At 61.5% G+C, this 21,952-nt stretch carries 24 protein-coding genes, 1 tRNA gene and 1 CRISPR repeat array (1 of these 26 only partly in view); of the genes, 8 read left to right on the top strand and 17 right to left on the bottom strand.

What is annotated here, in order from left to right; genetic code table 11:
* Positions 1-443: a CRISPR direct-repeat array (repeat unit 37 nt; unit sequence GTCGCAGGACACCGAAAACCCAGAACGGGATTGAAAC) (it extends 2,076 nt beyond the left edge of the window).
* Between the two features lie 60 nt (positions 444-503).
* The 3 genes from AArc1_RS06870 to AArc1_RS06880 all read right to left on the bottom strand — a co-directional run bounded on the left by AArc1_RS06870 (position 504) and on the right by AArc1_RS06880 (position 3,280).
* Entirely contained in the window at positions 504-1,610 is a 1,107-nt protein-coding gene (locus tag AArc1_RS06870) for a tyrosine-type recombinase/integrase (protein ID WP_117363674.1), read from the bottom strand.
* Positions 1,611-1,904: 294 nt separating this feature from the next.
* A tRNA-Glu gene (locus AArc1_RS06875) sits at positions 1,905-1,979 on the bottom strand.
* Positions 1,980-2,077: 98 nt separating this feature from the next.
* Entirely contained in the window at positions 2,078-3,280 is a 1,203-nt protein-coding gene (locus AArc1_RS06880) for a helix-turn-helix transcriptional regulator (RefSeq protein ID WP_117363675.1), read from the bottom strand.
* 111 nt (positions 3,281-3,391) lie between these two features.
* Between AArc1_RS06880 and AArc1_RS06885 the strand changes: the two genes are divergently transcribed.
* Complete coding sequence (locus AArc1_RS06885; protein ID WP_117363676.1) at positions 3,392-3,970, top strand: MBL fold metallo-hydrolase; 579 nt, start codon at positions 3,392-3,394, stop codon at positions 3,968-3,970.
* 58 nt (positions 3,971-4,028) lie between these two features.
* Here the strand turns inward: AArc1_RS06885 and AArc1_RS06890 are convergent, their stop codons facing one another.
* From AArc1_RS06890 to rpl7ae, 8 genes are all read right to left on the bottom strand, one after another.
* Entirely contained in the window at positions 4,029-4,295 is a 267-nt protein-coding gene (locus AArc1_RS06890) for a DUF5827 family protein (protein WP_117363677.1), read from the bottom strand.
* Between the two features lie 281 nt (positions 4,296-4,576).
* On the bottom strand, positions 4,577-4,804 hold the full coding sequence (locus tag AArc1_RS19605; protein WP_133412280.1) for a hypothetical protein: 228 nt from the start codon (positions 4,802-4,804) through the stop codon (positions 4,577-4,579).
* 99 nt (positions 4,805-4,903) lie between these two features.
* On the bottom strand, positions 4,904-5,506 hold the full coding sequence (sod, locus tag AArc1_RS06900) for a superoxide dismutase (RefSeq protein ID WP_117363679.1): 603 nt from the start codon (positions 5,504-5,506) through the stop codon (positions 4,904-4,906).
* A 207-nt stretch (positions 5,507-5,713) separates the two neighbouring features.
* Positions 5,714-6,094 (bottom strand): DUF7344 domain-containing protein, encoded by a 381-nt coding sequence (locus tag AArc1_RS06905; protein ID WP_117363680.1) that lies wholly within the window; start codon positions 6,092-6,094, stop codon positions 5,714-5,716.
* Positions 6,095-6,304: 210 nt separating this feature from the next.
* Positions 6,305-6,769 carry a nucleoside-diphosphate kinase gene (ndk, locus tag AArc1_RS06910; RefSeq protein WP_117363681.1) on the bottom strand — a complete coding sequence of 155 codons (465 nt, stop codon included), beginning with the start codon at positions 6,767-6,769 and terminating at the stop codon, positions 6,305-6,307.
* Between the two features lie 2 nt (positions 6,770-6,771).
* Positions 6,772-7,155: a 50S ribosomal protein L24e gene (locus AArc1_RS06915; RefSeq protein WP_117363682.1), complete on the bottom strand. Its 384-nt coding sequence runs from the start codon at positions 7,153-7,155 to the stop codon at positions 6,772-6,774.
* Positions 7,155-7,379, bottom strand: a complete 225-nt coding sequence (locus AArc1_RS06920) for a 30S ribosomal protein S28e (protein WP_117363683.1) — start codon at positions 7,377-7,379, stop codon at positions 7,155-7,157. Before AArc1_RS06920 ends, AArc1_RS06915 begins: the two co-directional genes overlap by 1 nt.
* An 11-nt stretch (positions 7,380-7,390) precedes the next feature.
* On the bottom strand, positions 7,391-7,753 hold the full coding sequence (gene rpl7ae, locus AArc1_RS06925; protein ID WP_117363684.1) for a 50S ribosomal protein L7Ae: 363 nt from the start codon (positions 7,751-7,753) through the stop codon (positions 7,391-7,393).
* A gap of 301 nt (positions 7,754-8,054) precedes the next feature.
* On the opposite strand from rpl7ae, the gene tmcA reads away from it, so the two are divergent.
* Positions 8,055-10,328 (top strand): tRNA(Met) cytidine acetyltransferase TmcA, encoded by a 2,274-nt coding sequence (gene tmcA, locus AArc1_RS06930; protein WP_117363685.1) that lies wholly within the window; start codon positions 8,055-8,057, stop codon positions 10,326-10,328.
* A 15-nt stretch (positions 10,329-10,343) separates the two neighbouring features.
* On the opposite strand, the gene AArc1_RS06935 is transcribed toward tmcA, so the two are convergent.
* The gene (locus AArc1_RS06935) at positions 10,344-11,081 is read right to left on the bottom strand and encodes an SDR family NAD(P)-dependent oxidoreductase (RefSeq protein WP_117363686.1); all 738 of its coding nucleotides are present in this window, start codon (positions 11,079-11,081) and stop codon (positions 10,344-10,346) included.
* Positions 11,082-11,195: 114 nt separating this feature from the next.
* Between AArc1_RS06935 and AArc1_RS06940 the strand changes: the two genes are divergently transcribed.
* From AArc1_RS06940 to AArc1_RS06950, 4 genes are all read left to right on the top strand, one after another.
* Positions 11,196-12,266: a hypothetical protein gene (locus AArc1_RS06940; RefSeq protein WP_117363687.1), complete on the top strand. Its 1,071-nt coding sequence runs from the start codon at positions 11,196-11,198 to the stop codon at positions 12,264-12,266.
* 49 nt (positions 12,267-12,315) lie between these two features.
* Complete coding sequence (locus AArc1_RS06945; RefSeq protein ID WP_117363688.1) at positions 12,316-12,801, top strand: DUF456 domain-containing protein; 486 nt, start codon at positions 12,316-12,318, stop codon at positions 12,799-12,801.
* Positions 12,802-12,858: 57 nt separating this feature from the next.
* Positions 12,859-13,023 (top strand): hypothetical protein, encoded by a 165-nt coding sequence (locus AArc1_RS18980; RefSeq protein ID WP_186336659.1) that lies wholly within the window; start codon positions 12,859-12,861, stop codon positions 13,021-13,023.
* A gap of 307 nt (positions 13,024-13,330) precedes the next feature.
* Positions 13,331-13,984: a plastocyanin/azurin family copper-binding protein gene (locus tag AArc1_RS06950; RefSeq protein WP_117363689.1), complete on the top strand. Its 654-nt coding sequence runs from the start codon at positions 13,331-13,333 to the stop codon at positions 13,982-13,984.
* A 559-nt stretch (positions 13,985-14,543) separates the two neighbouring features.
* Here the strand turns inward: AArc1_RS06950 and AArc1_RS06955 are convergent.
* The 3 genes from AArc1_RS06955 to AArc1_RS06965 are packed head-to-tail and all read right to left on the bottom strand — an operon-like array spanning position 14,544 to position 16,957.
* Entirely contained in the window at positions 14,544-14,975 is a 432-nt protein-coding gene (locus tag AArc1_RS06955) for a chemotaxis protein CheW (protein ID WP_117363690.1), read from the bottom strand.
* Positions 14,976-15,002: 27 nt separating this feature from the next.
* Positions 15,003-16,172 (bottom strand): chemotaxis protein CheW, encoded by a 1,170-nt coding sequence (locus AArc1_RS06960; RefSeq protein WP_117363691.1) that lies wholly within the window; start codon positions 16,170-16,172, stop codon positions 15,003-15,005.
* Positions 16,169-16,957 carry a ParA family protein gene (locus AArc1_RS06965; RefSeq protein WP_117363692.1) on the bottom strand — a complete coding sequence of 263 codons (789 nt, stop codon included), beginning with the start codon at positions 16,955-16,957 and terminating at the stop codon, positions 16,169-16,171. The genes AArc1_RS06960 and AArc1_RS06965 overlap by 4 nt, the downstream gene beginning before the upstream one ends.
* A 281-nt stretch (positions 16,958-17,238) precedes the next feature.
* Between AArc1_RS06965 and cheB the strand changes: the two genes are divergently transcribed.
* Positions 17,239-18,288: a chemotaxis-specific protein-glutamate methyltransferase CheB gene (gene cheB / locus AArc1_RS06970; RefSeq protein ID WP_117363693.1), complete on the top strand. Its 1,050-nt coding sequence runs from the start codon at positions 17,239-17,241 to the stop codon at positions 18,286-18,288.
* Positions 18,285-20,264, top strand: a complete 1,980-nt coding sequence (gene cheA / locus AArc1_RS06975; protein WP_228442404.1) for a chemotaxis protein CheA — start codon at positions 18,285-18,287, stop codon at positions 20,262-20,264. The genes cheB and cheA overlap by 4 nt, the downstream gene beginning before the upstream one ends.
* Before the next feature lie 172 nt (positions 20,265-20,436).
* Here cheA and AArc1_RS18985 read toward each other — a convergent pair whose 3' ends face one another.
* Together AArc1_RS18985 and AArc1_RS06985 are read right to left on the bottom strand one after the other, a co-directional pair.
* Positions 20,437-21,081, bottom strand: coding sequence for a hypothetical protein (locus AArc1_RS18985; protein WP_186336660.1), 645 nt, complete (start codon positions 21,079-21,081; stop codon positions 20,437-20,439).
* A gap of 1 nt (position 21,082) precedes the next feature.
* Complete coding sequence (locus AArc1_RS06985; RefSeq protein ID WP_117363695.1) at positions 21,083-21,793, bottom strand: RAD55 family ATPase; 711 nt, start codon at positions 21,791-21,793, stop codon at positions 21,083-21,085.
* Positions 21,794-21,952: the final 159 nt, after the last annotated feature.

The raw sequence follows: 21,952 nt of genomic DNA on the forward strand, positions 1-21,952 counted from the left end.
TTGAAACGAGCTACCGCGTCCGAGACTTTGAGGATGCGGAGGGTCGCAGGACACCGAAAACCCAGAACGGGATTGAAACACCAGTATATCGGAACCATCACCGCCTACAAACCGTGGGTCGCAGGACACCGAAAACCCAGAACGGGATTGAAACCAGTTAGGCTGGTGGGATCGGACCGGACGTCCCGCGGTCGCAGGACACCGAAAACCCAGAACGGGATTGAAACGGGTTGGCCAGTGGATTTCCGGCCGATCGTTTCGAGTCGCAGGACACCGAAAACCCAGAACGGGATTGAAACGGTCAGACCTCGCTCTTTCATCGCCTGAACCTCAGGTCGTAGGACACCGAAAACCCAGAACGGGATTGAAACAAAGTAGAGATCCACTGTGCTTCTCGAGCGACAGCGTCGCAGGACACCGAAAACCCAGAACGGGATTGAAATATGTCGTTATAGTTTAAACAGTATAATGCAAGCGGTGGATGAGTATAGTTGTGATAACCGTTATCCCATTCGATCTAAGGCGTCGCGTCGGTCTTCAACCGGGGCTTGGTCGTATTTCATCGTCGTCTGTTCGCACTGATGCCGTAGTTGCATTTGTGCTGCTGCCAATCCTTCTTCTCGAGTCATGTACGTTCCTACGGAGTGACGAATCGTGTACCAACTAATCGTCCGATTCGTTGTATCAATGTCGGCAATTTCGCAAAGCTGTTGAAGGAGATATTTGAGCGACGACGACCGATACGTATTCCCTTCACGGGTTAACCAGAGTGTGTCTGTTTCGTCGTAATCCAGGTACGAGTCTCGCTCGTTGATCCATCGGTGGAGAATATCGGCAGTCCGTGAGTGTAAACTCACAACCCAGTTGTCTCGATTTTTCGAACTTTCATCTTTGGGAATCCGCAACACCTGATTGTCCACATCAACCCAGTACGTACGCGCTCGAGCGACTTCGATTGGTCGTAATCCTGTATCCAAACTTGTCGCGACGAGCGACGGAATTTTCCAGCCGTTTGCTCGCTCCCAGTCTTCGGAAGTCACCGCCGATTTTGGTTTCTCAAACCGCTGTGCGAGATATGCACGCCACCGGTCACGACCCGATGGTGAGAGATCGCCGTATCCTGGTATACTCCCATACTCAAGTGCCGCATCACGAAGCAGCCCTCGTTCCTCGCGAGTAAAGAAGTCCTTTGGTTGAGCCGCAGAATTTGACGCTGAAAACGTGATTGATGGGGTCCATTCTGCTATCCCATGCTCGTGCGTGCGCCATTTGAACAGCATCTGAACGGCTTTCTGATGGTTTGATTTATCAGCATTACTGGTATTTCGATAGGCGAGATCCTTCAGATAGGCGTCAGCATGTCTGTGGTCCGGAGTAGATACGTATCGATCCTCAGTCTCCCAAACCCATCGGTAAAACATGTCCATGCGACTGGCGCGTGCTCGAACAGTTTCAAAAGCGTACCCCTCTGCATGATCAGGATCTTTGCCGAAATGGAGTAACCATCGAAGACAATCTCTCCGCTGTGACCGATAGTCAACCAACTGTCGCTCGTTCAGCGTGGCCTCTGACGGTCCCGTAACTAACGTGATCTCGTCTAAGTCAGTCATCGAAATCACACTGGACGGGATAGCCGGGACCCAATTGACGGAGGGACTGGAACCAATTTATGTACGCTGTCACCCGTCTATTCCCGGAATTCTGCCGAAATGGCTGCGCAGTTGCCGATCGCCAACTGTTATTTCTTCCGAACACTAATCCGTTGAATCGGGATGTTGGGCAAAACCGTCTAATCGACAGACGGCGAAACGATACGTCGACCCGTTGAATCGGATTGCCCTGGGGCAACATCGAAGTACACCTGTTGCCACAGCTCGAAACCAGGAGACAGCGAAAGGATGGAGTGCTCCGTCAGGGATTCGAACCCTGGTCATTGCCGTGAGAGGGCAATATGATTGGCCGGACTACACCAACGGAGCGCGTTGGACTTCGTCTGCAATCGATTATTGCGCGGTAGTTCGTTTAAGAGTTGCGTTTCGACCCAGCGATGGGCTGCGTTCGCACGCCTCGGCGCCGATTACTCGTCGAATGGGGATTTCGTTGCTTCCGGTTCGAACCCCTCGAGGCTGATGATGTTCTCGCGGCCGACCCGGAGTTTGCTGATGGTCCCGTCTTCTTCCATGTCCGACAGCAACATGCTCACTTTCGACTTCGACCAGCCGGTTTCTTCGACGATGTTGACTTGCTTCATCCGGCCGCCGTTCTCACGGATAAGGGTGACGACGCGGTCTTCGTCGGTCAGAAGTTCCTCGTCGGAGAGTGGGTCGGCTGTAGCGTGCTCATCGGTGTCGTCTCGAGTGGTGGTCCCGGGATTGTCTTTGGAGTCGTCGGTCGGGCCGGTCGCCGTGGACGAACTGCCTACAGTGTCCCCGGAAGATCGGCGGTACCAGACGGCCCCTGCAGCGAGGCCGAGTGCGAGGACGAAGAGTGCGAGCGCCCAAGGGAGTGGGCTGTCGCCAGCTATCGTTCCGTCGGACAACGTACCACTGTCGCCGGTCGAGCCGGCATCAGGCTCCTCGAGGACGGCGTGGGGCTGGCCGTCGAGGAACTCCTGTTCGCCGCTCCACTGGATCGAGGAAGCGTCCGAAAGCGAAGCGCCCACGTAGTCCGGTTCGGGTTCTGCACGCTGGAACTCGAGGTCGCCGCCGGGTTGGATGGCGATCGACTGATCGTCAGTGATGTAGAGGTCTTGGAAGACATCGCCGACGACGACTGCCCCATCGTCGGTCTCGGCGAATCCGTCCCACTGGAACGACATCTCGACGACTCCCATCGAGTTGAGTTGTCCGTCGACGGTCGCTGATCGGTTGAACGTCGATGCCTCCATCTCCCGATCGGTCTGATCGTTCCCATCGACCATCGCGACTGCTTGCTCTCTAAACTGCACGTACATACCGGTTTCTTCGGATTCGAACTCCTCGGCGAACGCCTCGAAGTTCTCCTGCGTCGCCGAGCCGTCACCTTCGTCGAGTCGAAGTTCGTACCTGAACGTCCAGGTCGCGCTCCCGTTTTCGTGGACGGTGATATCGAACGTCGTCGTATCGAAGTCACCCGAACCGATGTCGTCAGAACTTGCAGTTACGGCAGTCGTCGACGGGGCACTTACGGCTGGCGACCCGTGATCCCCCCGTTCGGCGGCGGCGCCGCCCAGCACCATCGGCCCGAACAGCCCGGCAACGACGACGAGGACGACGATTCCGATAGAAACCGGCCGGTTCATTCAGTTACCACTACGTGGCGGAGTTCAAAATGCTTGTGAATACAGGGAAAATCGCGGTCGTGCCTGCCGTGTGTCGATACGCACAAACCACTCGACGGTGTAGCCCCGGACATGATCGACAATCTCGCACAGGGTGTACGAGCGTTTACGAGCAACGTCTACCTGGTCGGCGGTGAACGGACGGTCATCGTCGATCCGGGAGCCAATTTCGACGTCGTCGACCGAATCCGTGACCGCGTCGACGACCTCGACGCAGTCGTCCTCACACACACGCATTCGGACCACGTCGAGAATCTCGAGGCGGTCACAGACGCCTTCGACGTCGACGCCTGGGGTTACGATCCGTCGATCGAGGGCGTCGATCACGCGATCGAAGACGAAGAACGGATTCAGCTGGGCGATCACGAGTACGTGGCGTTACACACCCCCGGCCACAAAGACGATCACCTCTGTTTTCACTCGGCGGACGCGGGCGTCCTCTTTGCAGGCGATTTGGTCTTCCAGAACGGCAGTTTCGGCCGAACCGACCTCGCAGAAGGCGACCGAGACACGCTGATCGAGAGCATCGATCGAGTTCTCGAGCGGATCTCATCCGACCTCGCGGAGCTACACACCGGACACGGCCCGAGCGTGACGAACCAGCCCTACGATCACGTCGAACTGGCCGCACAGATGGCTCGCCAGATGTGACGGGCCGGGTGTGACGGCTGTCAACCAGGAGATACGTTCTCCGTTCTCGCGTCGCTTTTTACTCTTTCAGTCCGTAGTAGCCGGGTTCGTCGTCGTGTCGCGGCTCGGCGACGACGAGGTCGTCGGCGTTGGTCATGATCCACGGGATCGCCCAGTCGAGCAGGATGTCCTCGGTCTCCCGATCGATGTTGACGTCGGCCTCGAGCCCCTGGAGGAGCCGAGCGATCTCGTAGACGGTGTACATCTGGTCGGTCTCGAAGAGCTCCTTGGGCGTGTAAAAATCACACGGCGGGAGGCTGTCGAACTCGGATTTCGGAACGGGCATATCTCATCCGTACCGGCCGTGTGTGCCTAAATCGTTCGTTCTGGGCTCGCGTCGCCGACGGTCGGACGACTCTCAGCCCCGCCGCTCGAGTGCGTCCGCCAACATCTCGAGTGGGTGTTTCGGGCGGTCGTACCCCTCGAAGTCGCCGAGTTGCGTTCGACAGGGAGGGTTCCGGGAGCGTTCTGATGGTAATGGCCGTGGTACACCAGCCGATCGGTGCCGGTCACGTCGAGCGAGAGTCGTTCGCCCGACCGACTGGCGTCGAGATACTCACAGACGTCCTATGCGTTCCAGGCGAGTCGCTCGAATCGCTCGTCGGCTATCGTTTTGGCGAGCGGCGACCGGTACTCGCCGACGACCATAGACGCGTCCGACGGCTCGACGAAGACGACCGACCAGCCGCGATCGAGATACGGGATCGGGGCCGCCTGCTCGGTGTTGGCTCGGTCGGTCGCCGTCGGGTGGTTCGTCCTGGGCGGCCGTGTACGCTTGTAGTTGCCATTTTTCACTGTGGATCACGGCAGTGGCTTGCACCGGCGGCGACGCAGGACGGAGCCGTCGCTCGTTCGCGAACGATCAAAAAACAGCGGGATTGACTGGCTCGTCGCTTACTCGAAGTGGCCGAGGCACTTCTGGTACTCTTCTTCGACTTTGTCCCAGTTGACGACGTCGAAGAAGCCTTCGATGAAGCTGCCGCGGTCCGGGCCGTAGTCGTAGTAGTAGGAGTGCTCCCAGACGTCACAGGCGAGGATCGGGTGCGAGCCCCAGAGTGCGCCCTGGTCGTGTTTGTCGACGGCGACGTTGCGGAGCTGCTTGGCGACCGGGTCGTAGACCAGTAGCGCCCAGCCACCGGCGGCGCCGGCGGCGGCCTCGAACTCGCCCTTCCAGCCCTCGTAGGAGCCAAAGTCCGCCTCGATTCGGTCGGCGAGGTCGCCCTCTGGCTCGCCGCCGCCGTCAGCGGACATGTTCTCCCAGAACAGCGTGTGGAGATAGTGACCACAGCCGTTGTGGGTAACACTCGAGAGCGCGCCCGGCGTCGAGTCGAAGTCGCCGGACTCGCGGTTCTCAGCGAGCGTCTCCTCGGCACTGTTGAGGCCGTTTACGTAGCCCTGGTGGTGGGTGTCGTGATGCCAGGTGACGACCTGTTCGGAGATCGATGGCTCGAGTGCGTCGTAATCGTATGGAAGTGGTGGAAGTTCGTGGTCAGTCATTGATAACACCTGTTAGTCTATATCGGTATCTCTCCTGTTAAGTGTTGAGGAGTGGAACGATATCACACCTCACGTCGTTCGGTCAGTGGAGAGCCGATACAGACGACACGGAGAGCAACCACGAACTTCGTGTTAAACCTTTCAGCGTACCACCAATCAACGCCCTACGACCGTCGTCGACTGATGCTCGGTTTCGAACGGTGTCGCTTACGAGAGTTCCTTATGCTTTGCGTGCTCGAGCCACTCTTCGAGCGACGGCTGGGTCCAGTACCGGACCGTCTCGCTGCGCCGGTCAAGCTCGATGATTCCTGCGTCCTCGAGTTTCGGTAGGTGGACGTGTTGGAGTTCGACCCGAACGTCGTGGCTCCGCTCGTCGGCGCTCACCTCAGTGTCAGCACCGGTTTCCTGCATCTCGAGTACGACCACGTGGTCGGCGACGTCCTCGATCGTCGCGACCCCGTCTGGCTGGTCGTAGAGGTAGTACAGCACATAGCGTCGGCAGCGATTCGAGAGCAGATCGAAAATGAGATTCAACGACGGTGTCGACTCCGCGACGAGTGTCGTCGATTCCCGTTCGGTCTCACGCATCCCCGGACCACCTACCGTAAGTTACCATTCGAAACCACCAGCAGAGTCTACTGCAGGCGACACATTAGATGTTACGTCTACCACGAACGATACCTGTCTAAAATACACAAACAAAAAATATGATTGTAAACTAGGCGCTCGAGTGATGTGACCGTCGGTAAGAAATTGTGATCGACTACTGAGCGTCGAAACCGATTGGACGACGGGCGTCTACTCGTAGAGCCACTCGGCGTCGTGCTGGTCGTAGTCGATCAGTTCGTCGTCGTCGAAGTGAATCGCGATCTCGCGTTCGTTCGCTCCCTCGTCTTCGTGGTCGGCCGCGTGGACGACGTTTCGGCCGAGGTCGAGCGCATAGTCGCCTCGGATCGTGCCCGGGGCAGCCTCGAGCGGATCGGTTTCACCGATCATCTGGCGGACCTGACGGGTCGCGTCCTGGCCTTCCCAGACCATCGGAACCACGGGACCTGCGGTAATGAACTCGATGAGGTCGTCGAAGAACGGCTTGTCGTCGTGTTCGGCGTAGTGTTCTTTGGCACGCTCTTCGGGCATGTTGATGACCTTGATGCCGACGAGTTTGAGCCCGCGCTCCTCGAGTCGGGAGACGACCTCGCCAACCAGCCCACGCGCGAAGGCGTCGGGCTTGACCATCACGAACGTCCGCTCGGTGTCGGCCATGGTTAGTTGTCCTCCTCGTCAGCGTCGGCCGATTCGTCTTCGGCGTCTGCGTCGTCTTCGTCCTCGTCCTCGTCGTCTGCGGCTTCGTCGTCGGACTCCGCCTCGTCCTCAGCGGCTTCGTCTGCCTCTGAGTCGTCGACCTCGTCTTCGTCCGCGGACGGTTCGTCGGCGTCTTCAACCGCAGGCGCTTCCTCTTGGACGGGGCCCTTACCGGCGCGGCCGGCTTCGGTCCACTCGAGGTCCCGGGGTTCACGACCGAGCTTGTAGTTTTTCTCCGCCTTCGAGTCGACGAAGTGGAGCACGCTCCCGTCGTTTTTGACGTACATGATGCCCGTTCCGGGCTCGATCTCTTCGCCCGTATAGTCGCAGGTGCGTTTCTCGACCATTATTGTCCTCCGATGGAGTCCGCCTCGCGGGCGGTCTCGCGAAGCTGGAGGACGTCCCCTTCGCGGACCGGTCCGAGGCAGTTACGGGTGATGATTCGTCCCTGATTCTCCCCCTCCTTGATCCGGCATTTGACCTGCATGGCCTCGCCGTGCATGCCGGTCTTGCCGACGATCTCGATGACTTCGGCGGGGGTTGAGCCGCCGTTTTCTTCTTCAGCACTCATGTTCGATCACCTCAGTCGAGGTCCTCGACCTTGTCGGCGATGTCTTCGACGTCACCGGAGGCCTCTCCGGCGTCGACGATCGCCGCGGCGGCCGAGCCGACCTCGAGGCCGGCAGCGTGGCCGACGTCGTCCTGCGTCTCGATGAAGACGACGGAGATACCCTTCTCCTCCGCCAGGTCGGGGATGTGCATCACGATCTCTTCAGGAGAGACGTCTTCGGCGACGTAGACGAGGTCGGCGTTGCCGCGCTCGATCGCTTTCGTCGTTTCGTTCGTTCCTTTCTTTACTCGTCCGGTGTCTCGAGCGACCTCGAGCGCCTCGAGGGCGTCGTCTGCGAGGTCGGCTGGGATGTCTGTGGTTACGTAGACTGACATTGGTTGTTCACCTCTCCTACACGTGGGCTCGCGCTCCCCTGCCGTCCGGGACGCTGGGCATCCCGTGCCGGATCGATTCCGGCGGAAGTCCTGTGAGGCTAGGAGCATCATCAACCCCGCGTAGGGTGTACTACGGAGTAGCGCTGCCCCCCTTAAAAGCGTGTTCAAACTGCTGGAGCTGTGCGATAGCGCCACACGGGTACTCTTCCCGTCCGCCGCTCCTCCCGTCCACCACTCGTCCCCCTCCCGAATTCCACCCGGGTCCGGTGGCTATTACTTCCGGGCCACCCGACGTTCGAGCATGAGTTTCGACGTCGTCGGTCTCGCCGAATCCCTCGCCGGTGAGGCGAGTGCGACGAACGAGCGACGGCTGCTGGTGCTCTCGGGCGAGCGCGAGCGAGGATACGCCGCTCTCGAGTCGGTCCTCGATGCACTTCCCGTGGCGATTACGGCGACGACGCTGGTCGGACCGGACGACCGTCTCCGCTGTGAGCAGGTCACTCAGGCTCATGCCCGGAAACTCCTCGGGACGACGCAAGCGGTCGTCGCCCTCGACGTCCACGATGGGCTCCGACCCAACGCGCTGGGAACGGTCACGGGTGCGGTCGATGGCGGTGGGCTGCTCGTGTTGCTCACACCCCCGCTCGAGTCGTGGTCCGAAGTCCAGGACACGTTCGACGAGTCGCTTGCCGTTCCGCCGTACTCGTTGGCGGACGTCACGAGTCGGTTCCGGGACCGCCTCGTCGAGACGCTCTACGCCCATCGTGGAATCGCCGTCGTCGACCTCGAGGCTGAACGTATCGAGGACGATGGGCTGACACGGCCAGCACCGCAGCGAACGGAGTCGACACCCCCGCTCGAGGCACCTGCTGACGCCTCGTTTCCCACAGCCGTGTACGAAGCGTGTCAGACGGCCGATCAGGTCGACGCAGTCGGGGCGTTCGAGTCGCTTGGGGCGGCCGACGAGGGAACGGCTCGTGCCGTCGTCCTCGAGGCTGACCGGGGTCGCGGAAAGTCGAGCGCCGCGGGACTCGCCGCCGGTGCGCTCGCGGCGTCCGGCGAGGACGTGCTCGTCACCGCACCGCGGTGGCGCAACGCTCGCGAAGTGTTCGAACGCGCCCGCGAACGGCTCGTGGCGCTCGACCGACTCGCCGAAAGCGCCTCGAGACGGCTCGAGACGACGACTGGCGGGTGCATCCGCTTTCGCACACCCACGTTGCTCGTCGACGACGGATCGCTCGACGGTGCCGATATCGTGATCGTCGACGAGGCCGCAGCGCTTCCGGTTCGCTTGCTCGAGTCGCTGCTCGCGGCCGACCGGATCGCCTTCGCGACGACGATCCACGGCTACGAGGGTGCCGGACGGGGCTTTTCGGTCCGGTTCCGTGATCGGCTCGCCGAACGCGACCACGTCGTCGAAGCGCGGACGCTGCGGGAGCCGATCCGCTATGCGGCGGGCGATCCCGTCGAGGTGTGGGCCTTCCGTGCGCTGTTGCTCGACGCACGGCCGCCGGTCGACCCCCTCGTGGCGGACGCCGACCCCGGAGCGGTCGAGTACCGCCGACTCGAGCACGACGAACTGCTCACAGATGAGCCCGTGCTCAGAGAAGCGTTCGGCCTGCTCGTCCTCGCTCACTACCGGACCGAACCCAACGACCTCGCTCGGCTGCTCGACGCGCCCAATCTCGAGGCTCGAGCGCTCGTGTACGACGGCCACGTCGTTAGTGTCGCGCTGCTCGCTCGCGAGGGAGGCCTCGCTGACAAAACCCGGGCGGAGATGTACGAGGGCGGTCGGGTCCGGGGGAACATGCTTCCGGACGTGCTCACGAGCCAACTTCGGGACGAGTCCGCAGGCGACCCGGTTGGCATCCGGGTCGTGCGCATTGCCACCCATCACGCGGTCCGATCACAGGGGCTCGGCTCACACCTGCTCGAGCGAATCCGGACGGAGTTCGCCGAAAACGTCGACTGGCTCGGAACCAGCTTCGGCGCAACGGCGAGGTTACTTTCGTTCTGGCGCGAGAACGGATACCGGACGGTCCACGTCTCGACCACCAGAAACGACGCCAGTGGCGAATACTCCGCGCTCATGCTCGCGCCGACGAGCGAAGCCGGTTGGGCGCTCTGTGATCGCCACACGACGTGGTTCGCCCGCCGGTTCCCGTCAGTGTGTGCAGATACGCTCCGTGATCTCGAGCCCGACGTGGCCCGTTTGGCCCTCAGAAGCGTTCCTCCCGAATCGGCACCCCCGGTCGAGCTTTCCGACCACGAGTGGCGGGTCGTCGCGGGGGCGGCGTACGGCCCCGGCCTGTTCGACGTCGACCCTCGGCCGTTTCGGCAACTGGCCGTTCGGTACTTCCTCGACGACCCGGACGCGGTCGACCTCTCGGCTCGTGAGGAACGACTGCTCGTTCTGCGCGCCCTACAGGGGCGAGACTGGGCGTCCGTCGCCGAGGGGCTCGAGTATCACTCGACGGGGCAGTGCATGCGCGCCATCGGCGAGGCCTTCTGTCCGCTCATCGACCACTACGGGACCGAGACGGCCCTCGAAGCCCGCGACAGATTCCGCGGCTAACCATCTCCAGGGCCGTCAGGGCAGGAGTCGCCGCAGCAACGGTTTCGGCGTCGCTTTGAGCACCCACGCGACGAGTCGCCATCGACGGGTGACGTAGGCGTGATCTCGTTCCTTCTTGACCGCCTGAACGATCTGCTTTGCCGCTGTCTCCGGCGAACACTGCCAGAACGAGCCGTACGCGAGGTCGGTGTCGACGAACCCCGGCTCGATGGTGGTAATGACGACGTCTGTGTCGGCACTGGCCTGTCGGACGCGCAGTCCCTCGAGGTATCGCGAGACGAAGACTTTCGAGGCGTTGTACGCCTGTGTGCCACCGTTGCCGAAGTGAGCAGCCACCGAGGAGATACCGACGAGGTGGCCGTCCCGGTCGCTCGCAGGGTCCTGATTCCTCTCGAAATACTCGAGAGCCGCGGTCGCGATGGCCGCGAAGCCACGAACGTTGACGTCGATCGTCTGTCGTTCGACGGCCCACTCGAGGTCGTCGTTGACGTCGGCGACGCCAGCGCTGATCACCACGAGGTCCACCGAGTCCATCGCCTCTGCGAGTTCGAGAAAACCCTCGCGGGCGTCTTCTGCGTCGGTGAGATCCATCGTCGCGACGTAGGATTTGGTCGGCAACTCGGCACCGATACGCTTCAGTCGCTCCGTTCTGCGTGCCGTCAGCCCGATTTCGCACCCCTGTTGGGCGTACTCTCGAGCGAGCGCCTCGCCGATACCGGACGACGCGCCGACGATAATCGCGCCTCTGGTCATACCCACACGTCTGCAGAGTCCGGTATAACCGTGCTGGTCGAGGAACCTGCAACGGTGCGCTAAGTAAACTCCTAATCCAGTACGTTTTTTACTGGAACGTTTGTACCGGCTGTCATGTCCCTGCTGATCCGCCACCGCCACGTCCTCGCGGTGTCTCTCGTCGTCGTCGGCCTCGTCTTCGTGCTCTCGTTCAACGCGGTCGGCATCGTCGCTCAGGACCGTGAGGCGACCGTTTCGGCGACCGCATTCGATCCCGCAACCGAACCCGAGACGCTCGAGTCCGACCACACTGTCTACGTCGTGGACACTGGGAGCCCGCTCGGGGACGAACCGCGTGAGGCCGTCGAAACCGCAGCGACTGACGGCGAGTTCGACGGCGAGGTCTCAAACGCCCAGGCGCAGTTTTTCGCCACGGACAGCTACGAGTACGTCGTCTTCGACGGAGCCGTCTATGCCTTCGAGTCGACCGTCGACGGCGAGTCGGTGACACTCGAGTTCGACGAGCGCGATCCAGCGTCGGCAGCCAGCGAAATCGCCGCCCCAGTCGACGAAGCCGAGTCGGCCGCTCGAGACGCTATCGAGACCGGTGAGCCGGCATCGACAGCGCCGGGCACGCTCGAAAACCCGATCGTCGAGACGAACGGGGAATTTTACGCCGTAACCCCGGACATTGATCCCGGCATGGCTTTGACGACGGTGATTGCACCGATCACGACGATCCTCGCTGCGGTCGGTGTGGCGTTCGTCATTACTGGAGGATGGCTTTTCCGGCGGTTCCAGGCAGGTGAGGTTCGACCGTTAACCGTGCGCCGTGGCACAGTCCTCGCGGCTGCGGCGGCTCCGGGAATGCTCGTCGTTTCCGTGCTCTTTCGGAGCGGGAACTCGCCGATGTGGGTCGTCGTCGGCACCGCCCTCGCGGTCGCCAGCGGATTGCTTCTCGTCGCTGGCGTCGCCCTGGCTCGAGAGCGACTGTGGCGGCTGGCGGCGACCCTCCTCGGTGGGCCGGCGTTGTTGCTCGCCGCGGGTCTCGTCGCTGCCGTCCTCGCTGGCCCCGTCGAGGGCGTTATGGGCGTCATCTTCGGCGCGTTCGGCCTCGTCGTCGTTGGCATCTTCGCTGCACCGTTGGTCCTGGTCGGCTACCGGTTCGCCGTCTCCGGAGAGCCCGCCCTCGCCGACGGCCAGTAGCGGGTCAGTGGGACAAAACGGCTTTCTCGAGTGCGACCGACGGGGACGTATGGTCGAGGTCGTTTCGATCCTCGCGATCGGACTGCTCGTCGCCGGCGTCGTCGGGACGCTCATCCCGCTGGTACCGGGCGGACTCCTCTCGCTATCGGGGCTGTACCTCTACTGGTGGCACTCCGGGTTCGCCGAGCCGGGCCCTATCTGGCTCGTCGTCCTCACCACTCTCGGCGTGTTAACGCTCCTGTTCGAGTTCTTCGGCGGTTCGATCGCCGCCCGTACCGGCGGAGCGTCGTGGACGACGACCGCCAGTGCCGCCGCCGTCGGCATCGTCCTCATGCTCGTGACCGGCCCGATCGGACTCCTGATTGGGCTCTTCGGGACCGTCTTGGTCCTCGAGTTCGTCAGAAACGGCGACCTCGATCGGAGCATTACTGCTGCGCTCTATGCGACCGTCGGAATTCTCGCATCGACGGCTGTCCAGGCCCTGCTGACGCTGTCGATTCTGGGTGGTTTTCTCGTCGCGGTGTTCGTCCTGTAGCCCTCGACGGCTCGAGCCCGGGGAAATGCTGAAGCTCCAGGTCTCGTTGAGACGGGTATGGAGTGTTCGGAGCCCGAGTGTAGCCGACCAGCTGTCGTCGAGTTACACATCCCCTGGGACGACAACCGGCTCGTGTGTGCGCCACACGCTCGCGTACTCGGGCGGCAGAACGGCGTCGTCGCCGATCCACTGCCAGACTGTAGCGACGAGTTGCTCGAGTGAACCGGCCAGCTGAGTGACTACAGCGTCAGTCGACGCCTCATCGCGGGGTAGATATACCATGAGGGTGGCTCGTTCCAGTCATCACTATAGTAACACCTGCACCGAGTTGCACACTGACCGCCGGTCGGTCTGGCGAGCTGGTGCGCACTGACGTGCAGTGACTACTATAGTTCGAGACGGACACAGCAGCGTTCTATTTCAATCCGAGAACAACCACGATTCAGATAGCTCAGACTCAGGTAAAAATGTACTATATTCACAAACACACTCGAATTTATTTACAATTCTGGGAGTGGTGGTGTCAGATATGCGTGGGATTGACGATACGACACGGAGACACGTACTCAAAGTGACAGGCGGGGTCGGTATCACTGCGTTGATCGCCGGCTGTGCCGACGACGAACCGGTCGACGACGAAGAACCGGACGACGAAGAGCCCGTTGACGACGAGGAGGAACCGGACGACGAACAACCGGACGACGAAGACGGGATCGAGATCGAGCCGGGAACGGAGATCGTCTTCGAGGGGCTTACCGAAGGCTGGCTCGGCGTCGAACCGGAAGAGATCGAGGGCGAAGAGAACCCGACGCTCGCCCTCCAGGAGGGTGAAGAGTACGAGATGGGGTGGGAAGAAGGCGACGGCTCTCAGCACAATATCGAGATCTGGGACGAAGACGGCGAGGTCGTCGACGACCTCCAGACCGAAATCGAAGAAGAAGGTGGCGAAGACCAGTTCCTCGAGTTCGAGGCCACCGACGAGATGGCCCAGTACGTCTGTGAGCCACACGAAACGACGATGATCGGCGACCTCGAGATCACCGAGGCCGATGAAGGGCCGGACGACGACGAAGCGGCAGATGATGACGAAGACGACGACGTGGACGATGAAGAAGTCGACAACGAGGAAATGGACGACGAGGACGTGAATGATGAAGCGAACGACGACACCGATGAGGAGTAATCGGTTGCTGAGGAGTGGCCAGTCGATCGCCTGGTGTGGCGCTCTTTGACCTCCTCCCACGACTGACGTCGTGGGGTTCCCCGAAGGGGAGTTCAAGATTGCGCGTTTCCTCGGTGGCGAAGTACGCTTTCGCGTCCCACCTCGACGGTTGCCTCCCAATTATGACCAAGGGAGTGCGTTGCAGCGCGTGTAGCCCGGCCAAACGGGCTCCGTCCGACGCGCGGTCGGCGTCTCGCCGCGACGAATACCGCTCGTCGCTCCATGACGGGGTATTCAGCCCGCACGATACCACGGTTCGCGTCACCCGAAGTCTGGCGGAACCGAAGATTCCGCTGCCCTCGCGGAACTGGGTTCCGCTTAGTGGTACGTCGTGGACTGGTTCGATCGGATTTGGTACCACGCGAGACAAGAGAGCGAAGCTCTGATACCGTCGAAGACGGCGTTTCCCGACGTAGGAACTCCGGTACTGCTGACTACGCTACTACGCCACATCCAGCTCACGGATTCATCCCACAGCTACCGTCGTGAGCTTTCTCCTGTATTCCGTGTAATCGGCCGCTCAGACGCGGACGGCGGTCGGGTCGATCCAGAGGACGAACTCCTCCTCACGACGGACGATACCGGCGATCTCCGAACCTTCGACCGACGTGTCCACGAGATCCGTCTGGAGTTCCCTCACCTGGTGGACCTCGTCTGCGAGCCAGCCGATCCGTTCGTTGGCACCGCGTTTGCGCTTGAAGACGATGATTCGTTCACCGAGTCGTTCGTCGTCGGTGGCACTGAAAATCTCTCGCAAGTTGACGATCTTCGTCGTTTCGCCGCGCAGATCCATCACGCCCTCGATGTGTGGGGGCGTGTTCGGGATCGGCGTGAGTTTATCCGTGTTGACGATCTCCGCGACGTATCCGATGTCGACGCAGTATCGATTCTCTCCGAGATTGAACTCGAGAACGTGCGTGCTGGCTTCCGCGGTCGATTTCGTTGTTGCCATAGATTGTGGTAGGTGCGCCGATCGAACCTAGCTCGTGTTCTCGATGATCGAGTCGATATCGAGCCAGGTGACGAGCGCGGTCCGGCCGTCGGTCGTTTTCTTGACGATACCGTTGATGAACTCGTGTTGGTGTTCACCCGAGGAGTCCATTACGCTGCCCGTTTCGTCGATCTGTGACTTCTGGTATGTCGCCGCTTGCAAGACGTCCGTCACGCGAATGCCGAGCTTTTGCTTGTCGTCGTCGCGCTCTAAGACGACGATGTACTGATCGTCGGTGAGTTCGTTTCGCTCGACGTCGAGCATGGCCGTCGGGTCGAGGACGGCCGTAATCTCGCCACGAAGGTCGGTGACGCCGTCGATCGCCTCGGGTCCACGGGGGAACCGCGTGATCTCTTTCATCTCGACGATCGCGCTGATTCGTTCGATTTCGACGGCGTAGCGGTTGTCGTTCAGGTAGAACTCGAGCATCTGGATCGTGCCGTCGGCGTCGTGGGTGGACGCAACGAGGCCATCGCCTTGCTCGAGAACGGCCCCGCCGCGGCCAACCCCTCCAGCTCCGTCGGCAGGTCCTGCCGCCGCATCGAGTGTCGCCTCCGCTCCAGCGTCTTCGACGAAGTCCGACTGAATCGCGTCGTCGGCGATCGCACCGCCGAACGGGGACTCCTTGGCGTGGTTCGGATCTACCATCGGGGTCAACTGCCGTGTGGCTCCCGTCGTACTCCCCGTGGCGACGCTCGGGATTGCCGACTCGTCGTAGCTGAAGGTATCGCCGCCAGCGTCCATCGACTCGGAGTCGGCCGATCCGGAGGCGGTCAGCTGTTCAGTCTGGTGACCAGCCTGGGCGGTCGATTCGGGCTCGGCCGGTACCGGTTGCTCGTCGGGTCCTTCGTCCGTCGTCGACTCAATCGTCCGTTCGTCGCCGCTCTCTGAGTCTGACCCGTCGGTCGCGTTCGCCGTCTCGGCTCCGTCTGCGAGGTCCTCAGAGCGGTCCGCAGAGCCACCTGGCTCGTCCGTCGGCTCGTCGTCACTGGCGTCGGACTCGTCGTCGCCGTTCCCATCTGTAGCTGTCGGGGCCGACGCCGGCTCGCCCTCGTCTCGAGGCTCCTCGGCGTCGTTCGACTCGTCGTCGTCCGACTCCTGTCCTCGTCCGTTTCGGTTCCGGAGGTTACGAATGCGCCGGGCCCGATCGTCGGTCATGCCGGCACCTCCTTGAGTTCGAACGCCGCTTCTATCATATCGGCCATCTCGAGAAACACGGTTTGCATGTCCGTCTCTTCTTCCCTGGCGAATACGGACGTCCCGTCGGCGAACGCCCGCTGGAGTGCCACTCGCTTTCGAATTCGGTACAGCGGGACGTCTGGTAGGGCCTCCTCGAACCACTCGAGCATGTGATCGGCCTCCCGCGTGGTCTCGATGCGGTTAGCGACCAGCGCTAGGGGGTCGATCTCGACGTCGTGATCGAGTTCGAGCGCGCCGACGTAATCGAACAGAAGCTCGAGGGATCGTTTGCTCGTCGGTTCGGCGAGTGCCGGAACGACCAGATTCTCCGTCGCGACGAGCGCGTTGTCGGTGACCATCCCGAGATAGGGTGGACAATCGACGACGATTACGTCGTAGTCCGCTTCGATTGCCGAAAGGAGGGTATCGAGGCGGGTTTCGCCGTCCGGTTCCTGACTGAGCGTCGATTCGGCCGCGTTCATGTCGACGTTACTCGGAACGACGTCCATCTCGGGATGGGAGTGGACGAGGTCCGCGAGCGAGACGGCCGATGGCTCGACGAGCGCATCGAGAAGCGTGGGTGGCTGTGCGTCGTAGGTCTTGAGCAAGCCGAGTCCTTCCGTCGCGTTCCCCTGTGGATCGAGGTCGACGAACAACACGTCGTGTCCACGATCGTTCAACGCACCGGCGAGGTTGATCGCGACGGTCGTCTTGCCGACGCCTCCCTTTTGATTTGTCACGCAGAGCCGAGCAGATCCCGCCATTCGCTTGGGTCGTTTCGATTGAGCCCACATAACTCACACGGCCGAAAACCGAAACGAAAGGCCATTTCGACGGTCTCGACTCTCGATCGAACCGGTGACGGGTGGCCGCCCGTTTCGCCAGGTTTCGCCCGTCGAACCCTTTCATTGGCCGAATTCTTTAAGCAGGGGTCATCACAATCCAACCGCATGGCAGTGAGCGAATCGATCGTCGGCATCGTCGACGGCTCGAGGCGACGTAAAGAGCATTCGACGACGACTTACAGCAGCGACGTTGCTTGCTGATGGTCCGAGCAGTTATCGCCGACGACTCGGCAGTCATGCGCGAAACTCTCGGGAAGATTCTCGAGGACGGTGGTATCGACGTCGTCGGCCGGGCGAAAGATGGGGTCGAAGCCGTCGAAGCGATCGAGGAACTCGAACCGGACGTCGCAACGGTTGACATCCAGATGCCGCGGATGACCGGCCACGAAGTCATCGAGGAGGTGATGGCTGAGCGTCCGACGCCACTGATAGTTATCAGCTCACATACAACCAAGAACGCCGACGCGACCTTCGAGGCGCTCGAGGCCGGTGCAGTCGACTTCCTCGCGAAACCGTCGGGCGACAATTCGGTCGACATCTGGTCGAAACAGGACGAGATCGTCGAGCGGGTGCGGGCGGTCGCGGCAGCCGACGTCTCAACGGAGAAACCCGATCGGACTGAATCGGTACGGACGCCGACGGTCGAGGTCGACGACGAGTTTCCGAACGATCCGACGCTCGTCATCGGCGCCTCGACGGGCGGTCCACGGGTCGTCGAACAGGTGCTGTCGGAACTGCCCGTGCGAGCGGGATTGCGAATCCTGGTGGTACAACATATGGCAGACCATTACACGGAACGATTTGCAGCGCGCCTCAACGAGCGAACCGACTACGAAATCTGCGAGGCCTCCGGCCGTGAACGTATCGGACCCGGAGAGGCCGTCCTCGCGAAAGGCGGATATCACCTCGCCGTCACTGGCTTCAGAAACGGCGACGTCATCGTCGACCACGACGACGGGCCGGAACGACACAACGTCAAGCCAGCCGTCGACGTCACGATGGAGACCGCCGCCGACCGGGTCACTGGCAACCTCGCGGGTGTCATCATGACCGGCATGGGCTCCGATGGCGCGATCGGTCTCGAGGCGATCAAGAACGCGGGCGGGAAAGCGCTCGTCCAGGACGAGGCGACCTCGCGGGTCTACGGCATGCCGAAGGTGGCTGCCGAACGCGTCGACGTCGACATGGTGTTGCCGAAAGACCGAATCGCCGAAGGGATCACCAACGCGTTTCGGGGGTGGTCCGGATGAGCGATCCGACCAGCACCTTCGTCCAGGAGAGCCAGGAGGACATCCAGAAGCTCAACAACGCATTGCTCGATCTCGAGGACGCCGCCGACCCGGAGAACTCCGACGCGATCGAGACGGTGTTCCGGGTCGCACACAACCTCAAAGGCAACTTCGGCGTCATGGGCTACACCGACGCGAGCAATCTCGCACACGCCGTCGAGGACTTACTCGATTGTATCCGCGACGGTGAACTCTCGGTGACCGGCGACCGAATGGACCTCATCTTCAGCGGGGTCGACCAGCTCGATCAGATGGTCCGAGAGATCTCCGACGATGGCGAGACGGAGACGAATCCCGAGGCGACGATCGAGGAGATCCGCGCGTCGATCGAGGCAGGCGAAGACGAAGACGTGGCTGACACCGCTGACTCCGACGACGGTGGGACCACAGACGACGTTCCGATCGACGAGCTCGCGGCCGCCCTCGAGGGTGATCTCGAGGACCAGGAACTGTTTCGGGCGACTCTCGAGTTCGGCTCGAGCAGCTCAGCACACGTCGACGCGATGTTCGTCCTCGACGCGACGAACGACGAATACGACCTCCTGACGACGGCCCCGGACAACGAGGCGATCGAACAGGGCGAGTTCGACGGCGAGTTCGACGTCTTCGTTTCGGCCGATGCGGACGCCACCGAAGCCGACGTCACGGAATTCTTCGAGGATAACCGCTACCTCGAGGGAGCCAGCGCCGATCGGCTCACCGACCAGGTCGAAGCGTCCCTGGCCGAGGAGTCCGAGGCCGACGAGGATGCATCGAGCAGCTCCAGTGGAAGCTCGAGTACGACCCACTCGAGCCAGGAGGTCGAGTCGATCCGCGTCGACGTCGAGCAGGTCGACCAGCTCTACAACCAGGTCGAAGAGATGGTGACGAGCCGGATCAAACTCCGGAAGATCATCGAGGAGAACGGTCTCGTCGAGGCCGAAGACGAACTCGAAGAACACGGCAAGATCACCGCGAGCCTGCAGGATACAGTGCTCGAGATCCGGCTCGTACCGCTGAAAAAGATCGTCGGTAACTTCCCGCGAGTCGTCCGCGACATCTCCCGCAAGCAGGACAAAGAGATCGACTTCCAGATGGAGGGCGTCGACATCGAGATGGATCGGTCGATCCTGAACGAGCTGGGCGACCCGCTGATGCACCTCATTCGGAACGCAGTCGACCACGGCATCGAACCACCCGAAGAGCGCGAGAAGAAGGGCAAGCCGCGTGAGGGAACGATCAAGCTCATCGGTGAACGCGAACGCGATCGCGTCTCCGTAACCGTCATGGACGACGGCGGTGGTCTCGACGTCGATGAGATCAAAGAGAAAGCGATCACACAGGACGTCATCACCGAAGAAGAGGGTCGACTTCTCGACGACTCGGAGGTGTACGACCTCATCTTCCACCCTGGTTTCTCGACGACAGACGAGGTCACCGAGGTCAGCGGTCGCGGCGTCGGCATGGACGTCGTCAATCAGGTCGTTCGCGGCGTCGACGGCTCGATCAACGTCGAGAGCGAACCCAACGCCGGAACCAGCGTCACGCTGATGCTCCCCGTGAGCGTCGCCATCGTTCGCGTCCTGTTCGTCACCGCAGGCGACGAGATGTACGGCGTCCCGATCAAGAACATCGACGAAATCTCCGAACTCGAGGACGTCACCGTCGAATCCGTCGAGGGTCGCCCTACGATCACCCACGACGAACGGGTCTACCCGCTACTGTCGCTTTCCGACCGACTCGACGTTCCCGACGCCGAACCCGACGATGACGACATGGTCGTCCGCATCAAAGACGGCGTCCGGCAGGTCTGTCTGCGCTGTTCTGACGTCGTCGGTCAGGAGGAAGTCGTCATCAAGCCATTTGAGGGTGTGTTAAGCGGTGCCCCGGGAATCAGCGGTGCGTCGGTACTCGGCGAGGGGGAAGTCGTGATGATCCTCGACGTCGATACGCTGTAAACGACCGCCGATCGGCAGTCAGTTCGTCGAGTGAGGTTCGTCCTTGCTGTCTTCACGTCCTGTTGTCTTCACGTCTTTTGTTAGCGCTCGTCACAAACCAGTCACCAGGCGCTCGATTCCAAAGGAAGAACGTTGACTCGAGTCAGGAGAGTATTGTCGGCTATTCGCTGTATTACGCTTCGTCCGCGGACTCGTCGTCGACGGAGTGATCGTCTCCAGGCCGATCGCTCTCCTCGCTTTCGCTGGCGTTAGATCCGCTCTCGTCTTCCCCCGCCGCTGTCGACATGTCGGGACTGTCGCCGTCGTCAGGGCCATTCCCACGACTGACGTCGTCCCGCTGAACGTCGCTTACGGGCCGACCGAAAACCGTTCGGTCTTGGTCCCGAGACGACGGGCGCGAATCGCTCTCACGATCGAGAAACGACGGTCTTCTGACCCGCTGGGTGCTGTCGGGCGGGAGCGAATCGATGTCGACCATTCCCAGGGCATCCGGAAGAGACGTGGCGTCGGATCCCCGCCGGTCACGGTCGTCGTCCCGCTCGAGTGGGGTGATCGTCGTCTTCTCTTCGACGAGTTCCTCCCAGATCTGTCGGTCGTCGTCGACCGACGCTGCAGCCGCCTCGTCGCGTCCCTTTCGGTAGGCCAGTTGAACGAAGCTACGGTCGTATGCCGTCTGTACCTGCGCCGCGAGTCGCTCGAGTTCGTCCGGCCACTCCTCGCCCAGTCGGACTGCCACCCCGAGTGCGTACGCCCGGAGGACGACTTCGTCGCGGTCGTCGATAGTCGCCCAGTCGGTGCCGAAAGACTCCCCGTACATCTCAGACCTTGACCTTCTGATCGGGATGGACCGCGAGCCCGCGATCGGTGAACTCGATCTCGCGAATGTCACAGTCGATTTCGGTGCCGCGCATCTTGATGATCTGTATTCCACGGGTCATCCCGCCGGACTCGAGGTAGTTGTGCATGAAGATGACGCCGTGGGCGAGGTAGTGGCCGTCGGTGTAGGAGGTCGGGTCGGTCATCTCGGAGATCAAGAGGACGGTCGCATCGGCACGTTTGAGCTTCGTCAGGAACTTCACGAGGGCGTTCAGGTCATCGGAGAAATAATACTCGAGCAACATTGTCGAGTCGATCACGAGGCGGTCGACGCCGCGGGACTCGATGAACGCGACGAGCTGATTCGCGAGGTTGTCGACGTTCGAGGGGAACTCGCCGCTCGAGCGCGAGGACGACGAGAGGAGCCGCTGGGCGTCGCTGTCGAAGACGTTGAGCACTTTCACGTGCCCGGAACTAACCGCCCGATCGAAACCGAACTCGTAGTTGGCCATATCGGAGACGATCTCCGCTTCTGACTCGTGTAAGGTCAGAAAGAGTGTCGTCTCGCCGTCGATCGCACCCTGGGTAACGAACTGAGAGCAAAACGTCGTCTTCCCGCTTCCTGGCGGGCCGCTGATGACGTAGAGCCGATCTTTCAAAATGCCGCCATCGACAAGCGCATCGAACCCCGGTACGCCCGTAGTAATTCGCATTGTCGACAACCATGACTGTCCCGGGTAAATATATTCTGGGCTCTCGCCGACACTTCTGTGAGTGGACGCCTCCTCTGTCAGCGAGACAGCGGCCCACCGTAGTCGGAGCTGAGGCCCGACCGTTTTCGAGGAGGGTGCTAGCTCTATGAAACCTGACCT

Source organism: Natrarchaeobaculum sulfurireducens, from assembly GCF_003430825.1.
In the GTDB taxonomy this organism is placed as follows: domain Archaea; phylum Halobacteriota; class Halobacteria; order Halobacteriales; family Natrialbaceae; genus Natrarchaeobaculum; species Natrarchaeobaculum sulfurireducens.

Coding starts and splice junctions, on each gene's coding strand:
- AArc1_RS06870 (WP_117363674.1), bottom strand. CDS start 1,610: ATGACTGACTTAGACGAGATCACGTTAGTTACGGGACCGTCAGAGGCC.
- AArc1_RS06880 (WP_117363675.1), bottom strand. CDS start 3,280: ATGAACCGGCCGGTTTCTATCGGAATCGTCGTCCTCGTCGTCGTTGCC.
- AArc1_RS06885 (WP_117363676.1), top strand. CDS start 3,392: ATGATCGACAATCTCGCACAGGGTGTACGAGCGTTTACGAGCAACGTC.
- AArc1_RS06890 (WP_117363677.1), bottom strand. CDS start 4,295: ATGCCCGTTCCGAAATCCGAGTTCGACAGCCTCCCGCCGTGTGATTTT.
- sod (WP_117363679.1), bottom strand. CDS start 5,506: ATGACTGACCACGAACTTCCACCACTTCCATACGATTACGACGCACTC.
- AArc1_RS06905 (WP_117363680.1), bottom strand. CDS start 6,094: ATGCGTGAGACCGAACGGGAATCGACGACACTCGTCGCGGAGTCGACA.
- ndk (WP_117363681.1), bottom strand. CDS start 6,769: ATGGCCGACACCGAGCGGACGTTCGTGATGGTCAAGCCCGACGCCTTC.
- AArc1_RS06915 (WP_117363682.1), bottom strand. CDS start 7,155: ATGGTCGAGAAACGCACCTGCGACTATACGGGCGAAGAGATCGAGCCC.
- AArc1_RS06920 (WP_117363683.1), bottom strand. CDS start 7,379: ATGAGTGCTGAAGAAGAAAACGGCGGCTCAACCCCCGCCGAAGTCATC.
- rpl7ae (WP_117363684.1), bottom strand. CDS start 7,753: ATGTCAGTCTACGTAACCACAGACATCCCAGCCGACCTCGCAGACGAC.
- tmcA (WP_117363685.1), top strand. CDS start 8,055: ATGAGTTTCGACGTCGTCGGTCTCGCCGAATCCCTCGCCGGTGAGGCG.
- AArc1_RS06935 (WP_117363686.1), bottom strand. CDS start 11,081: ATGACCAGAGGCGCGATTATCGTCGGCGCGTCGTCCGGTATCGGCGAG.
- AArc1_RS06940 (WP_117363687.1), top strand. CDS start 11,196: ATGTCCCTGCTGATCCGCCACCGCCACGTCCTCGCGGTGTCTCTCGTC.
- AArc1_RS06945 (WP_117363688.1), top strand. CDS start 12,316: ATGGTCGAGGTCGTTTCGATCCTCGCGATCGGACTGCTCGTCGCCGGC.
- AArc1_RS18980 (WP_186336659.1), top strand. CDS start 12,859: ATGGAGTGTTCGGAGCCCGAGTGTAGCCGACCAGCTGTCGTCGAGTTA.
- AArc1_RS06950 (WP_117363689.1), top strand. CDS start 13,331: ATGCGTGGGATTGACGATACGACACGGAGACACGTACTCAAAGTGACA.
- AArc1_RS06955 (WP_117363690.1), bottom strand. CDS start 14,975: ATGGCAACAACGAAATCGACCGCGGAAGCCAGCACGCACGTTCTCGAG.
- AArc1_RS06960 (WP_117363691.1), bottom strand. CDS start 16,172: ATGACCGACGATCGGGCCCGGCGCATTCGTAACCTCCGGAACCGAAAC.
- AArc1_RS06965 (WP_117363692.1), bottom strand. CDS start 16,957: ATGGCGGGATCTGCTCGGCTCTGCGTGACAAATCAAAAGGGAGGCGTC.
- cheB (WP_117363693.1), top strand. CDS start 17,239: ATGGTCCGAGCAGTTATCGCCGACGACTCGGCAGTCATGCGCGAAACT.
- cheA (WP_228442404.1), top strand. CDS start 18,285: ATGAGCGATCCGACCAGCACCTTCGTCCAGGAGAGCCAGGAGGACATC.
- AArc1_RS18985 (WP_186336660.1), bottom strand. CDS start 21,081: ATGTACGGGGAGTCTTTCGGCACCGACTGGGCGACTATCGACGACCGC.
- AArc1_RS06985 (WP_117363695.1), bottom strand. CDS start 21,793: ATGCGAATTACTACGGGCGTACCGGGGTTCGATGCGCTTGTCGATGGC.